Here is a 15414-nt window from a genome sequence, read left to right on the forward strand (position 1 = left end):
TCCAATTTCACTTGCCAGTTTTAACGCTTCAAAGCGTTCTTCTGCGCTGTATGCTTTTTTCATAATTTATCAGTCCTTTTTTCTTTCTATTTTACCTCATTTCCTTGCAATTTGGGACTGCACTTTTATGATATCACTCCAATCCATGGAATCGATGATCAACTGTTTGGCGGTATCGTTTATGTCATAGATCTTCAACCGATAGATCAGCACAATCAATAAGAGCTCCGAAATCAAAATACCGATGGATGCCAGGTCTATTTGGGTTGGTAGGTATAATCGACCAATATGAATTGCTGCTGGAATTAAAGGCACTGCCACCAACAAAAAAGGTTCCCACTTTTCCTTGTCTTTCCGTTTGCTGCTCTGATAAATAACGATGATGATAAGACCTAGGGCAACGGCGGCTTCCATCACCATATAGACAGTATGAAGAATTCCGTATTCTTTGATAAGCACGGGGACGCCGGTTTCATAGGCAAAGGTATAACTTTGATAAAACCAGTGATGCTGATCGATCATCAGGGTTGCACCGGTAAGCAAGATGCAGAGCAGACCAAAAATAGGGAAAAAAAGTTTTGGTGCTTTTATTTTATAATAGCGGACGAAAAATAAGACGAACAGAAAATAAATGCTACACCCACCGAGGTACATCAGTTTATAAGCCATAATAATGGCTTCTACCGAATTGGACTGGATGCCAAACCAGTATCCTAATGATATTAAAAAAGCAAAAAAGGAAATAAGCAGCATCAGTTTCTGCTCATCGGAAGGTTTTTGAAGAGCTACACCAATGATGCAAATGATTGAAATAACTAGTCCGATGGAATATAAAATAATAAGCGAATCATACATTGTCATATCTGCTAACATCCTTTTGTTTTGGTATAAATAATAATAGTCATGATTTCATGATATATTATTTTGCCGACAACTTCAATGTAATTTATAACAAAATCCATAGATAATCTAAAACAACGGCGATTTTAAAAGCTATTACCAACACAAAAAAACCAATCCCCGGCCATGATGAGGTATGTTTTTAACAGGAACGCGGTCTTAACTTTTTACCCCAGGACGGATGATTGACTTGTTTGATATTTTTTATTGGGGCAGTCTGACAAAAAAGCTACTGCCCTTTTCCAGCTCACTTTCCACGGCAATGGTTCCGCCGTGAAGACTGACGATGCGTTGGGATATGGTAAGTCCCAACCCGGTACCGGGGGTACTGCGGGATTGATCGGCTTTGTAAAAGCGATCAAAGATTTTTTCCTGATCCGCCCTGGAAATCCCCTTTCCGGTATCGGCTATTGATATTGTAATTTCTTTGGAGGTGGCGTGGAGATCAATCCTGATTTCGCCATCGACCGGGCTATGGTGAATAGCATTGGTCAATAGATTGATAATAACCTGGGCCATCAGTTCCTGATCACCCTTGTAGGTAATTTCATCCAACTGGATATCCAGATCGATATTTTTAGCTTCCCACTTTTCCTGCAGCAGCAGCACCACCCGCCGGATGGATTCATCCAGCGCAAAGGCTTCTTTCTTCAGCCCCAAAACGCCATTCTCCAATTCTGATAGTTTTAACACATTAGAAGACAGTTTCCAGAGCCGGTCGCTTTCATCGACAATAATATCGATATATTCCTGCCGCTGGGTTTCTGATATATCAGGATCTTTCAGGAGCTTACCAAATCCTTTAATGGAGGCGATCGGAGTTTTAAACTCATGGGAAACATTGCTGACAAAATCCCGATGGATATAGTCATTTCGTGACAGTGCGGCGGTCATGATGTTGAAATTTTGAGCCAACACCGCCAGCTCATCTTTTCCAGTGACCTTCAGTCTGATATCAAAATCACCATCGGCTACTTTTTTGGTGGCTTCGGAAACAGCTTTAATCGGTTTGGCAATCATCGCTACGGCAATAACAATCAGCACCGAGCCAATTAGCAAGGTTAGCAGCATGGTCGTGCGCTGGAGGTTCATAAAGCCGACGATTTGATTTTTTTCCAGATTTGGCATGGTAACGACGTAACCTTCGGTCAGTTTTCCCAGCGCCATCGGAAAGTCGTGGGACTGGTGGGCATTCAGATAAACAATCTCGCCCTGTTCAAGTTTTGCCCGTTCATCCTCAGACAGTACTGCCCCGACTTCATCCAGACTGGCATAGATCCGGGACACCACAATGCCCTGGGTATATAAGCCAGTGATGGCACCATCACTCAACTGTTCCTGATTCAGGGTCTGCACTGCCTGAGCCTGGTTGACCAACTCCACCCGGATTTGATCGAGAACATTTCCCAACTGGGACCAATAAATCACCCCAAAAGTTAAGGTGGATGAGAAAAAAAGCGCCCCTAAAAAGGTTACCAGAAATTTTGTGTAGATTGAATGAAGAATTTTATTTTTCATATGACTCCTCATGCCGGGCTATAAAACCCGGACTTTATAGCCCAGGCCTTTGACGGTGATAATTTCAAAATCCCGGTTGTTTTCCAGTTTTTCCCGTAACCGTTTGATATGGACATCCACAGTGCGGTGATCACTTTCACTTTCATACCCCCAGATTTCATCCATAATTTGGGCTCGGGTAAAAATCCGGTTGGGTGCCGACAGCAGTTTAAACAGCAGCAGAAACTCTTTTTTGGGCAGGGTAGTCGTTTCATCTCCGATACTCAATGTTAAAGCTTCATAGTTCAGAATCGTTTTTCCCACCACCAGCCGTTGTTCATTGGCTATCTTGGCTCGGCGCAATAAGGCAAAAATCCGCAGCAGCATCTCATCCATATCCACCGGCTTGACCATATAATCATCCGTTCCGGCTTTAAAACCAGTTTTTTTATCATCGATGCTTTCCCTGGCGGTAATCATCAGGATCGGGAGCTCTAAGCCCCCATCCCTCAGGGTTTTGGTCAATACGTGCCCATCCATATGGGGCATCATCACATCAGTGATCAACAGGTCGATATGATTTTTCCCCAGCTCGTCCAGCGCCATAACGCCGTCGATTGCTTCAAAAACTGAGTAGCCTTCTTTTTCCAGAGTATCCCGAAACAGGCGGCGTATGTGGTTATCATCTTCGCAGATTAAAATACTGAACATTTCATTCTCCTGTTTTCTCTCCTAAACACTTCGCAGCGCATCAATGGGGTTGAGTCGGGAAGCCTTGCGGGCCGGCATAAAACCAAAAACCACACCGATGGCGGCGGAAAAGCCAATCGCTAATAAAACGGTGGAGGCAGTCAGGGCAAAACTGGTTCCGATCAGATTGGCCACCACCCAGGCCAGGCTGACCCCGAGGATAAAGCCAATGATCCCGCCAATCAGACAGAGTACCACCGATTCAATTAAGAATTGGAGCTGAATCTGTTTCGGCTCTGCTCCCAACGCCTTGCGCAAGCCGATTTCGCTGGTGCGTTCGGTGACCGAGACCAGCATCATGTTCATAATTCCAATCCCCCCGACTACCAGCGAGATCGAGGCGATCCCCGCCAGCATCATCGACAGAATGCTGGTCATTTCTTCAATGGTCTCCAGGATACTCTGCATGTTGACGATCGTGTAACCATCTTCGTCACCATTAAAAGCTTTTGTTAAAACCCCTTCAATTTGCCGGGTTGTCGTATCTGCTAGAGCCTCGTCAGCAATATAGACAGTCATACTGTTAATGTATTTGGCTCCCACCACGCCCATGGCGGTGGTATAGGGGATGATTACTGAGCTGTTGGTATCCGTGGAAGAAAAACTGTCCGATTCCTGTAAGATCCCGATGACGTTATAGGTAATGCCGCCGATTTTAATTTCCTGGCCAATGGGATTTTTGCCGACATAGAGTTCATTGACAATGTCATTTCCAATCAGCGCCACCCGGCTTTCATTTTCGGTGTCAATGGACTTAATGATTCGACCGGATGAGATGACATCTTCGGTATTTTCAAAATAGACGTCATTCTTGCCCTGAAGGGTAATCTCATCCATGGTATTTCCCTCGAAGGCCACGGAGGTTTGACCGGAAATGGTTGGGGCAATCCCAGAGATGTTTGACAGTTCAGCGATCTTGTTGACATCGCCTTGGGTCAGCCCCTGTTTCAATGGTGTTCCCTGAACCTGGACGGTCACTGTATTAGCCCCCATAGAAGCTACCTGATCGGTGACGGTGCTGGTGGCTCCCGAAACAATGGTGATCAGCGCAATCACCGATCCCACTCCGATAATGATGCCCAGCATCGTGAGAAAGGATCGCATTTTATTGCTGACGATATTTTCTAATGCCATTTTAATACTTTCCTTAAGCATTGTACACCCCCTCACTGAGATTCCCATCGACAATCCGGACAATCCGGCTGCCGTTTTTAGCCACATCAGCATCATGGGTGATCATCACGATGGTTTTTCCTTCCTGATAAAGTTCTTTAAAGAGCGCCATAATCTGCTGACCGGTCTGTTGATCCAGGGCTCCGGTAGGTTCATCGGCCAGCAGAATGGTTGGCTCGGTGACCAGCGCTCTGGCAATGGCCACCCGCTGCTGCTGGCCGCCCGATAACTGATTGGGGCGGTTGTTCATTTTATCGGCCAGCCCCACCCGTTCCAGAATATGAGCACTGCGGGCCTGCCGTTCTTTCTCGGGCACCCCGGCATAAATAAGTGGCAGCTCCACATTTTTCTGCGCTGATAACCGTGGCAACAGTTGAAACTGCTGAAAAATAAAGCCGATTTCGCGGTTGCGGATATGGGAAAGATCGACCTCAGGGAGATCGCGAATTAATTCGCCGGACAGATAATAGGTCCCACTGGTGGGGACATCCAGACAGCCGATAATGTTCATCAAGGTGGATTTTCCCGAACCGGACGGTCCTAGTACCGAAAGAAAATCGCCGCGATTGATTTCCAGATCAATTCCTTTTAAAACCACCTGCTCTTCATCACCCATGATATAGGTCTTGATGAGATTCTTCATTTCCAATATTTTTTCGGGCATTAGAGTTCACCACCAGTTTGCGGTCGCTGAAATGTTGATGATTCGGTGGTTGTCATCACGGGCATTAAAACTACCTCATTTTCGGTAAGACCTTCGGTTATTTGAATATTGATACCATCGGTTATTCCGGTGATTACCGGACGCTGCTGAGGATTTTCAGACTCGCCTTTTACCAGGACAAAGCTCTCGTTGTCGGCCCCAAATTGAATGGCATCCACCGGAACTGTCACTGCATTTTCGGCTTTTTCCTTAACGATGACCACTTCCGCATTCATACCGATGCGAATCTGTGTATCTCCCTGAAAATCAACGATGGCGGTAAAATAAGCCACTCCATTTTCGTTTTTAGCTTCCCGACTGATTTCGCTGACCGATCCCTGAATACTGCGCCCAATACTATCGATATTGATGGTAACCGGTGCTCCCACTGCCAGAGTTGACAATTGATATTCGTCGACCTTGATACTGACCTGAAGGTTAATAAAATCCACAATCTCCATAATTTTCCCACCGGCTGCCACAGTATCATCTTCATCATAATAAATCTCGGCAACTTCCCCGGCAACGGTTGCGGTGACAATATCCCCCGAGACCGGTGCATAAAGATCAGTCTCTTCGGCAATTATTTCTCCTTCACTGACATAGAATTCACTTATTTCCAGGGCACTGGAAGCCATGATATCTTCCCGGGATTGACTCTCAATTACCCCTGAAAAACGATTGTCATTGACAATATTTCCCATTGTCGTCGATGTCTCGGTAAACTGATCTTTTGCAGAATTTGCCAAAACCTGATATCCCGCAAATCCTCCCGCAATTACCAACACCCCAACAACACAGCCAATAATAATCTGCTTTGTTTTTCCTTTTTTCACGTCGATCCTCCAACCATTGATTTTATTTTATAGCCAGTTTAAACATTCAATATGAATTTAAAATGAACCCTTTAGTTTTTTAAGTTTTTCCAGTTTTGTTGTTTTTCGTAGTTTTAGGGTATCTATAGTTCAACAAAGAAAAAAGGAGGACGTGACAATGTTAGAAGATAAATTAGATATGATGGAAGCAGAGGATAGCACTGAAAAAAAACCGTTTTATTATTCCAAATGGTGGTTGGTTGTTTGGAGTCTCCTGATTTGGCCAATCGGACTAATTATGCTCTGGGGTTATTTTGCCAATATGCATAAAACAGAAATGCCTCGTACCCGCCTGATTAAAGATAATTCAGAGGATTTATAAATATATAAAATCAATACAAACCTTTGAACAACCTTAAAATATCAATGGTCTCGTTTTCAGGAAACACCCCATATCCTTGATAAATACTCTGTTTCGTGTTAGAATGATGGTACTTAAATGCGACATACATAAACTCACACAACCACCACGAATGGCTATTCCTGGTGGTTGTGTCATGAAAAGAAAGCATTTATACTATATCAGGTAGTTACTTGAGCCGAACAACACAATTTGTTTCCGGCTTTGATAGCGATCGATATAACTTAATATGAAGGAGAAATTAAATAGAGATGGTTTCACAAATTTTTACTCTGCTATTTATTTTAGGCATCCCGTTTTTTGTTTATGGTATCTATTACTTAGGTATCGGACTATTTGGGTATACCAAACACAATAAATATGTACTCTCCCCTCCCAAAAACCGCATTGCTGTGGTGGTTGCCGCACGAAATGAGGCTGCGGTTATTGGTAATCTCATCGAAAGCCTTCATCAGCAGGATTATCCGGAAGAATTAATGGATGTGTATGTAATTCCCAATAATTGCACCGATAATACCAAAGAAGTGGCGCTTGCGCATGGTGCCAAGATTATGACCTGTACCGCCGAAGTCAAATCTAAGGGCGCCGCCCTTTCCCAGTTCTTTGATTATATTTTTAAAGAAAATGATGTCTATGATGCCTTCTGCGTTTTTGATGCCGATAACCTGGTGGATAAGCATTTTATCACCTCGATGAACAACGTTCTTGAATCAGGCGAAAAAATTGCCCAGGGTTACCGGGACAGTAAGAATCCCGAAGATTCGTGGATTTCCGGTTGCCAATCGGTGTTTTACTGGACCTTGAATCGTTTTATGAACCTGGCTCGCCATAAATTGGGCTGGTCCGCCACCTTAAATGGAACCGGATTTATGATGCATGCCGATGTTATTAAAAAAGAAGGCTTCAAAACTTTTAGTCTGACCGAAGATATCGAATTTACCACCCAATGCATCATTAAGGGTTACCGGGTCGCCTGGGTTCCCGAGGCGGTTACCTACGACGAACATCCGATTACCTTTGATCAATCCTGGTCTCAGCGCAAACGTTGGTCAACTGGTACCATCCAGTGTTTCAATCAGTATTCGCCGCAGCTCATCGATGCCGTGATCAAGGATAAAAATCGTTGTGCCATGGACATGCTGATGTTTCTGGTTGCCCCCTTTATGCAAGTGCTAACCTGTATTTATACCATTTGTTCCTTTATCATTTTGGGGATGCTGTTTGTCAACACCAGTGTCTGGTCCAACGCTTTGACCTTTGCGATTCTCTTTTCCATTGGCGGCGTCATCTTCAGCGTGGTCTTTACCGCCATGGTTTTATGGTTAGAAGGCAAAAAAATCCGTCAGATTAACAATATTTCGGTTTTTTCTTTCTGGTTTTATCTGGCCTCCTGGATTCCCATTAATGTCTTATGTTTCATTAAACCGATTGAAATCTGGGAACCGATTGAGCATACTAAAAGTATCAAGATCTCACAATTAGTCGAATAAGCAAAAAGGATGATCCGCAGATCATCCTTTTTTTCTATCTTGAATTATTGTTATTGAATGAATTACTTGTTAATTTCAGCCCTCATTGCTATCTGGTCCGCATCTGCCATTTCACTGACTTCGTTTAATAAAGCCACCGCCTGCAGGTCTTTCTGGGCTTCAATCGCTTGATCAATTTCTTCAGCTAAAACCGATTCGTCCAGCTCGGTTTGGATTTCCGCTTCCACTTTGATCCGTTGCTCTTTTCGGTCAGTCAATATCAGTAGTATCAAGGTTCCCAACAGACCCAGCAGAGTGATCCAATACCCGGCTTCCAATTGCAGGGTAAAGGCCATGACCACAAAATTAGCCTGGCCACTGATATAATTGGCAATAAATGTCCCCACATCGCCAAATGTTCCGGTTAATATAGCTCTCAGCGCATCGACAATGCCGTTATTCACCTGACTTGCCAAACTGGCAAGCTGCTCATTAATTTTATTGTTAGCAACCGCAGTGCCAATCCCAACGGCCATAAACAACGCCGATAATAATCCCGAAATAAAGATAGACAGCTTGATACTGGCCCGTTTATATAAAATGAGCACCACCAAACAAATGATAACCAGAAATAGAATCAGAATTGCACTATTGGCGGTGGCTTTATAACCATCAACGGTGGCCATCGCAGCGTTAACCTGATCCATCGATTGCCGGGCCTGAATGGTCACATCATTAACCTTAGCCGCAATATTTCTGGCACTTTGAATCATCGTCCATAGGTCACCCAGAATGGCATTAATATTTGCCCCATTACTAAACCGGGTAGCGACAATTTCCTGAACCTTGGGATCGACCAGATAATCCAGCGCCGGGCTTGATAAAGCCTCATTTACACTGCTAACGTAACCCTTTTCCGGCAGTGGATTTCTAAGCATTTCCAGTACCGGCTGATCCAGTATTTTGAGGTTACCCAGCGGCACCCCATAGATCTCAAATTCGTCAATCGGCTCCTGCCAGACAAAATCACTTAAGGTAAAATTGATCATGTCATATTCGGGACTAATCACTGCCACACTATTGTTCATGATCCCCGCTACCGATACATCAGCCTTGGCACTCATAAATGGTAAAAAGAAACCAATCAGCGCAAGAAGAGCACACAGCAGGGCTCCGGTCCTCTGTTTATTTTCCATTACCCTTGTTTTAACCCCGTCAAACCAATCAATCAACCGCTCTTTAATCATCATCGCTATTTAATCCCCTCTCTGGCATTCTATCCCCAATTATACCCTGAAAGTGAAATCATTACCACTAGCCAGAAAAAACCACCTCTCACGAGATGGTTTAATTGATACGGATTGATTAACGTCCTGCTAACCGGATAAAATAATACATTGGTTACTATAAAACCTTATTCAGGAAATTAATGGTTCGCTGGTTTTTGGGATTGCCGAAGATTTCACTTGGAGGACCTTCTTCGACGATAAAACCTTCATCAATAAAGATCACCCGATCGGCCACTTCTCGGGCAAATCCCATTTCATGGGTAACGACGATCATGGTCATGCCATCTTTTGCCAGTTGTTTCATTACATTTAAAACTTCCCCAACCATTTCGGGATCCAGGGCTGAAGTGGGCTCATCGAAAAGCATGACATCCGGATTCATCGCCAGCGCCCGGGCAATGGCCACCCGCTGCTGCTGCCCGCCGGATAACTGTTCTGGATAAACATTGGCTTTTTCTTCCAGATCAACCCGTCTTAACAGTTTCAATGCCGTTTCTTCGGCTTCTGCTTTTGTTTTGAGTTTGAGCGCTACTGGTGCAAAGGAAATATTTTTTAAAACTGTCATGTGCGGGAAAAGATTAAACTGCTGAAAGACCATCCCAATATCCTGTCGATATTTATTGATATTGCCATCGGCCCTGGTAATATCATTTCCATCAACCTCAACGGTACCGCTGCTGGCATCTTCAAGGGCGTTGATACAGCGCAAAAGCGTGCTTTTCCCCGAACCGGAAGCCCCAATTATACAGATTACTTCCTGTTCTTTGACTTCCAGGTTAATATCCTTCAGGACTTCTAAATCACCAAAACTCTTTTTGAGATTTTTAATTTTTACTTTTCCCATAAGACATTTTCCTTTCAATTCGTTTTGAAATCTTTGATAAGATCATAATAATAACAAAGTACATCACCGCAACAATGAGCCATACCTCAAAGGATCGGTAATTATTGGCAATGATCAACCGGCCGGTTTGAGTTAATTCGGTCACACTGATTACCGACAGCAGCGACGTATCCTTTAAGGTAATAATGCACTGATTGATTAAAGCCGGGGTCATGGTGCGAATCGCCTGGGGCAAAATAACACTCCGCATTGCCATTCCGTAGGGTAAACCCAGGCTTCGGGCAGCTTCCATCTGACCTTTGCTGATCGACTCAATTCCGCCGCGGACAATCTCGGCCAGATAACCGCCGGCATTCAGGCTTAAGGTAATAACCCCGGAAACAACCGGATCTAATTGAATCCCCAGAGCCATCGGTATCCCGAAGTAGATAAAAAATGCCTGGACCAACAATGGTGTCCCCCGGACAATATCCACATAAACAAGGGCAATTGCTCTTAAGGTTTTTCTTTTTGATACCGATAAGAGCCCAAAAACCATCCCTAAAATACCTGCTAAAATAAGGGAAATGATTGTGATTTGAATCGTTAAACCCAGTCCTGCGATCAGACGGGGCCAATACTGTACAACTAATGTGAGTATATTCACGTCAACCTCCTTCTATGCTTCCAGTTGTCCAACAGTCTTTACTCTCGCGCAAGGGATCACGCAAGTAAACACTTTTAGATAACTTAGAGAAATCATCTGCCAGTAGCATCGCTGCTGACAGATGATTTCAAAATTAATAACGTGTTAAATTGTTGCTAACAGATTATTTTTTGATATATGTATCCAGAATTTTTTGATACTCGCCATTGGCTTTTAAGTTGGCTAAACCGGTATTAAACATTTTGATTAGTTCAGCATTTTCGCCAGCTTTAACTGCAAATCCGTAAGAACTGCCTTTTTCCATCTCAGTCACCATTTTAAGTGGTACTCCGCTGGCGATTGCATCCCCAACGACCGGATAGTCTTCAAACAGGGCTACCGAATTTCCGGCTTTGACATCTTCGTACATATTGGCTGAATCCGGGAAAGATGCCGTTGTAAAACCATATTGATCTTTAATTGAATCGGCGAAGGTTGACCCTTCTGTTCCAGTTTTAACTGCTACTTTTTGTCCTTTTAGATCGGCATAAGTCTTGATTGTATTGTTTGACGATGAAACGGCCATAACGACACCAGAATCAAAGTAGGGATCAGAAAAGTCAAAGGTTTTTTTACGTTCATCGGTAATACTCATTCCGGCAATCATACCATCAGACTGGCCAGTCGATACTTCGCCTAAGGCAGCATCAAAACCGACGGCCTTCAATTCATATTCAAATCCCTGGTCTTTAGCAATGGCTGCTAAAAGATCAATATCAATCCCAACCCGTTCACCTTTTTCATTTTCATACTCAAATGGTTTGAATGTTGTATCTGTAGCGATTACATATTTCTTTGTATCACTGCTAGTTTTTGTTCCCCCGGAACAAGCAGCAAGTGATAAAACCATCGCCGCTACCATAACCAAAACACCGAGCTTAGTGATTTTTTTCATTTCTTTTCCTCCTAATAATAATAAGTTTTGATGTATCTTTAGCCAATACACCCACTTTTATACAGGTAGCAGTATATCATTTTTATTAAAAATTCGCAATAAAAAAAACCATCGATTATAACAAAAGGATGGTTAATGTTTCCCCAATGATTGATCGGGATATGATACGATGTTTCGATTTCCAGTGTGCGCCAGACTCGTACAAGCCCAGCGCCTCTATCCACTCTTTTGGGGGTTGTAAATTGAATTAATCCCGCTCTATTCTTCCTGATTTTCGGTCAGATATTTCCGAATCGATTCATAATCACCTTCGGCAACGATGAACTCGGAATCCAGATTTTCCAACACCACTTCTTCTGGCATTATTTCTATTTCTTTCTCCACTGGGTTACGGTTTCGGGCTTCGACCAATAGCAAGTCTTTTTGATCCAATGCGATCTTGCGCTCGTTCAGACCCGCTTCAATAACATCTAAATCATTGATCCGTTTATTGATCAGTTTGGATAGGCGAATAAGATCATCCAGCACTTCATCCACAACGAATTGTTTATCAATGATCATTTTCAGCTTTTCACGAATCAAATTTCCGGCAGCAACAATTTTTTCATCGCCGGCAATCGGCTCATAATTTTCCACTTCCTTCTGAAAATTACTGATTGCCCCTTGAAGATATTGGGTTTCCTTCATGGATTTTTCAATTTCATGAAACAGATAGCCAAGACGACGCTCTATCGAAAGAAAACCTTCTTCATTGTCACCCATTTCCGATGCAGTTATTTCAGATGCCCTTAAATTCGCAGTCTCCATTTTTTGAAAATCCGGTTTTTTCTCTTTAATCGTTGGCAAATCACCAAAAAGATCATTGTTGTTCTGCAGTAAAATCGGATTTGTCGTTTCCGATAGCTGCGCTGGTAGAATTATGGTCTCCCCAACTGGCTGATTATTCATTAACGGCGTTGATTCAATCCCGGCTTTTTTTTTCTGCACTGACTCCATGGGTGGTAATCCCGCTGGTATTTTTACCGGTGATGGGGTAAATTCCGGCGCCACCGATTTCATCGTCACTCCATCTTGCACTGCTGTTGGCTCCAGCGGTATTTTATTTTCTTTCTTTAAATTTTCCTTGATTTCATTGAGAAAATCGCTGGTTTGATAGCGCTTTTCTTCTTCAACAATTCTTGGTGCATCGGCTTTCGGGGATTCCACATAGCGTTGCTGTCCTCTTTTTTCATTTTCCAGCAGGCTGGTAAAGATGCTATCATACTCGGATTCTTCTTCATCATCCCGGGATAGCCAGGTTTTTTTCTCACTTTTCACTTTTTTCCCCGGATTCTTATCCACTTTTTCCGGTTCTCGTTTTTGTTCATTTTTCAGGTTTTTTTTAGCGGCTTTCTTATTTTCTTTCTTAGGCACTCGTTCTTCTTTTGCTGATGTTTTCGGTTCTTTTGTATAATCTTCATCCTTACCGATGAGAACCCACCATAACAGATGGCACAGAGTGATAATCAGAAAGTCAGCAATGGCTAAGCCGATAAAAAATGTCAGCGGGACATTTGGTATCAGAAAGAAGCACATCGCAAAAATAATGCCATTGCCGATAATTGTAATTCCGCCACCGATAAAGGGGATATTCTTGCGTAGCAAGTTCCTGTTTAAATCGTATAAGGCTAAGACGATCGCCTTAATCCCGACAAAAAAACCCATCAGAATAATATAGGCATTTGCGTTGGCAAGCGTCATTATTACCTGATATCCCAATAAAAAAGCATAACCGGAGATCGCTAAGCCAACAATATCAAAAAATAACAAACCCCAGCATTTACCAAAACTTAATTTCATCAAATCACTCCTTGCTGTCTTTATTTAGAGAGGTTCTGTCGTTTTCTTGAGAACTTCCGCCATCGATTGAAATCTGCCCAAAGGTCGAAGTCAATGCGTCCAAACCTTCGGTGCTCCGATACAAGGCTTCAATTTCCTGAAGCTTCTGATACTCGCGATTCAGGGTTGCTTCTTTTCGATTCACTTCTTCGTGACGCTTTTTCAAAATAGCCAGAGCTGTCCCCAATGAATCCAGCATATCCTGAACCATTTTTTCCCGTTTTTCGATATTGGCTAATTGATTATTGAGCTCCTCAGCCTTATAATTGGGAATCTCACCATCGTTTTTCAAAAACCGGGTTTCTTCTTCTTTCAGATCTTCAAACACGCGCTCGAAATTGCCTGGATCGTGAAGCTGTGACTTCTCCCTGAGCAGGTTTTTCCCTGGCTGTGATGAACCGCCTTGGACGGTTCTGAGGATCAGTGATTTTAATTCTTCATCCTTTTTCAAAATCAGCTTTTCTAAATTTTCAATTCGTGATTCAACATATTCAAAGTACTCATTTTTTTTATTGAGTTCCTGTTCATTTGCCATAATAACCCCACTCCTATACTTGCTATCAGTCTTTGCTTTCTATTATAACAAAGTTTTCCTAAAATGTATAACAAGATTTACAGCTCAGCTATTTTTTCTATTCATATTATTTTTACAAATATTTACAAATATGATATAATATCCAACTAGAAGTCAAAAAATAGAATGATTCGGACTCATTTCCAAATTAAAGACGTGAAAAAAGCTTTACAAATCCCGTCTCTGCAGCAAATTCGCAAATTTTTCATTTGCCGATAGAACGATTTCCAAATGAGGTAAAATTTTGAATAATCGAAAAAAAAGTGTGATCGAAAACAAACGAAATCCATCATCAAAAAAATTGTCTAATAAAAACTTAAGACAAGATACGCACCCGGTAAAGACTGTTAAATCCGAAATGAGATCGCAACCGAATTCTCGGAAGGAAAAAACAAAGCCGGTAATCCTTCCTGATCCGCTACCGCGGAAAAAGAAAAAATCCGGTGGCTTTATGAAAAAATTCCTGAGAACCATATTACTGATTATTATTTTTCTGATGGCTGCCGGTTTTGCCGTTAATGCTTTTTTCTTAGGTAATGTGACCAGCGATCTGAAAGGAAATTTAAGTAAATATGGAATCAGCGATGAAGCAGCCAGCTTTGCCAAACAACATAAGATTGTCAATGTTGCTGTTTTCGGCGTCGACGGACGGGACGATGTTGATGGCGATCGGACTGATACCATCATGGTTGCAACTGCTGATTACGAACACAGCAAGGTCAAGGTCGCTTCGCTGATGCGCGATACTTATATTTATATCGACAAAAAATACGGTTATGATAAACTGAACGCCGCCTACGCCTATGGTGGGGCGGATTTGGCGCTTCAAACGATCAATCAGAATTTTGATACAACCATCACCGATTACGTCACCATCGATTTCAGTGCCATGGTTTCGATGGTTAATGCCGTCGGTGGGGTCACCATCGATATCGAAACCGCAGAAGAGCTGGACTGGGTTAATGAATACCTGGTGGACGTTAATGAAAAAGTTGCCACCGGTTCCCCCTTTCTGGAAGAAACCGGATCGCAAATTGTTGATGGATCGCAGGCTCTGGCCTACTGCCGAGTCCGTTATGTGGGGGATGGCGACTTTGATCGAACCCTACGGCAGCGGGTTGTTTTTGAGCAGGTCTTATCCAAAGCCCTTGATCTGAATCTTCAGGAGCAATATAATCTGGTAATGGCCACCTTGCCTTATGTGGAAACTTCCCTGAGCACCTTGGAAATAATCAAGTATGGCGCAAACCTGGCCTTGATGCCTTCAAAAGACATTGAACAAAGTCGATTCCCGACCGATGAACTGATTTCACTGGATATGTTAGATGGGGTATCCTATGTTATTCCAAATACTTTGGTTAAAAACATTGAGGCACTTTATCAGTTTATTTACGAAACTACCTATACCCCCTCCGATACCGCAACCGATATTAGTGATGAAATTAAAAACGCCGTCAACGGATCCTCTTATTACAATGATTCCTCCGACGAAAATTCGAAATATTAATAAAAAAGCCACTC

The 15414-nt window shown here is 42.8% G+C and carries 15 protein-coding genes; 3 read left to right on the plus strand and 12 right to left on the minus strand.

The genetic code is table 11. The features are described from left to right. Positions 1 to 96: 96 nt before the first annotated feature. The 6 genes from Q7J41_RS15060 to Q7J41_RS15085 all read right to left on the minus strand — a co-directional run bounded on the left by Q7J41_RS15060 (position 97) and on the right by Q7J41_RS15085 (position 5859). On the minus strand, positions 97 to 861 hold the full coding sequence (locus Q7J41_RS15060) for a histidine kinase N-terminal 7TM domain-containing protein (protein ID WP_304889259.1): 765 nt from the start codon (positions 859 to 861) through the stop codon (positions 97 to 99). 243 nt (positions 862 to 1104) lie between these two features. Next, entirely contained in the window at positions 1105 to 2418 is a 1314-nt protein-coding gene (locus tag Q7J41_RS15065; protein ID WP_304889260.1) for a HAMP domain-containing sensor histidine kinase, read from the minus strand. A gap of 18 nt (positions 2419 to 2436) precedes the next feature. Continuing rightward, positions 2437 to 3108, minus strand: coding sequence for a response regulator transcription factor (locus tag Q7J41_RS15070; protein ID WP_304889261.1), 672 nt, complete (start codon positions 3106 to 3108; stop codon positions 2437 to 2439). Positions 3109 to 3129: 21 nt separating this feature from the next. Continuing rightward, positions 3130 to 4302, minus strand: coding sequence for an ABC transporter permease (locus Q7J41_RS15075; RefSeq protein WP_304889262.1), 1173 nt, complete (start codon positions 4300 to 4302; stop codon positions 3130 to 3132). Further along, positions 4295 to 4984 (minus strand): ABC transporter ATP-binding protein, encoded by a 690-nt coding sequence (locus tag Q7J41_RS15080; protein ID WP_304889263.1) that lies wholly within the window; start codon positions 4982 to 4984, stop codon positions 4295 to 4297. The genes Q7J41_RS15075 and Q7J41_RS15080 overlap by 8 nt, the downstream gene beginning before the upstream one ends. Further along, positions 4984 to 5859 carry an efflux RND transporter periplasmic adaptor subunit gene (locus Q7J41_RS15085; protein ID WP_304889264.1) on the minus strand — a complete coding sequence of 292 codons (876 nt, stop codon included), beginning with the start codon at positions 5857 to 5859 and terminating at the stop codon, positions 4984 to 4986. The genes Q7J41_RS15080 and Q7J41_RS15085 overlap by 1 nt, the downstream gene beginning before the upstream one ends. Positions 5860 to 6016: 157 nt before the next feature. On the opposite strand from Q7J41_RS15085, the gene Q7J41_RS15090 reads away from it, so the two are divergent. Together Q7J41_RS15090 and Q7J41_RS15095 are read left to right on the plus strand one after the other, a co-directional pair. Further along, positions 6017 to 6220: a hypothetical protein gene (locus Q7J41_RS15090; RefSeq protein ID WP_304889265.1), complete on the plus strand. Its 204-nt coding sequence runs from the start codon at positions 6017 to 6019 to the stop codon at positions 6218 to 6220. 290 nt (positions 6221 to 6510) lie between these two features. Then, on the plus strand, positions 6511 to 7749 hold the full coding sequence (locus tag Q7J41_RS15095) for a glycosyltransferase family 2 protein (RefSeq protein WP_304889266.1): 1239 nt from the start codon (positions 6511 to 6513) through the stop codon (positions 7747 to 7749). Positions 7750 to 7811: 62 nt separating this feature from the next. Here the strand turns inward: Q7J41_RS15095 and Q7J41_RS15100 are convergent, their stop codons facing one another. The 6 genes from Q7J41_RS15100 to Q7J41_RS15125 all read right to left on the minus strand — a co-directional run bounded on the left by Q7J41_RS15100 (position 7812) and on the right by Q7J41_RS15125 (position 13854). Beyond that, entirely contained in the window at positions 7812 to 8978 is a 1167-nt protein-coding gene (locus Q7J41_RS15100) for a hypothetical protein (protein ID WP_304889267.1), read from the minus strand. Positions 8979 to 9132: 154 nt separating this feature from the next. Next, a complete protein-coding gene (locus Q7J41_RS15105; RefSeq protein ID WP_304889268.1) occupies positions 9133 to 9861 on the minus strand; it encodes an amino acid ABC transporter ATP-binding protein in 729 nt (242 codons plus the stop codon). Continuing rightward, a complete protein-coding gene (locus tag Q7J41_RS15110; protein ID WP_304889269.1) occupies positions 9842 to 10507 on the minus strand; it encodes an amino acid ABC transporter permease in 666 nt (221 codons plus the stop codon). Before Q7J41_RS15110 ends, Q7J41_RS15105 begins: the two co-directional genes overlap by 20 nt. Before the next feature lie 163 nt (positions 10508 to 10670). Further along, the gene (locus tag Q7J41_RS15115) at positions 10671 to 11441 is read right to left on the minus strand and encodes a transporter substrate-binding domain-containing protein (protein WP_304889270.1); all 771 of its coding nucleotides are present in this window, start codon (positions 11439 to 11441) and stop codon (positions 10671 to 10673) included. Between the two features lie 258 nt (positions 11442 to 11699). Then, complete coding sequence (locus tag Q7J41_RS15120; RefSeq protein WP_304889271.1) at positions 11700 to 13280, minus strand: hypothetical protein; 1581 nt, start codon at positions 13278 to 13280, stop codon at positions 11700 to 11702. 4 nt (positions 13281 to 13284) lie between these two features. Beyond that, positions 13285 to 13854: a hypothetical protein gene (locus tag Q7J41_RS15125; RefSeq protein ID WP_304889272.1), complete on the minus strand. Its 570-nt coding sequence runs from the start codon at positions 13852 to 13854 to the stop codon at positions 13285 to 13287. Between the two features lie 490 nt (positions 13855 to 14344). On the opposite strand from Q7J41_RS15125, the gene Q7J41_RS15130 reads away from it, so the two are divergent. Further along, positions 14345 to 15400, plus strand: coding sequence for an LCP family protein (locus tag Q7J41_RS15130; protein ID WP_304889273.1), 1056 nt, complete (start codon positions 14345 to 14347; stop codon positions 15398 to 15400). The last annotated feature ends 14 nt before the right edge of the window (positions 15401 to 15414 follow it).

Source organism: Acetobacterium sp. (assembly GCF_030652775.1).
Taxonomy (GTDB): Bacteria; Bacillota; Clostridia; order Eubacteriales; family Eubacteriaceae; genus Acetobacterium.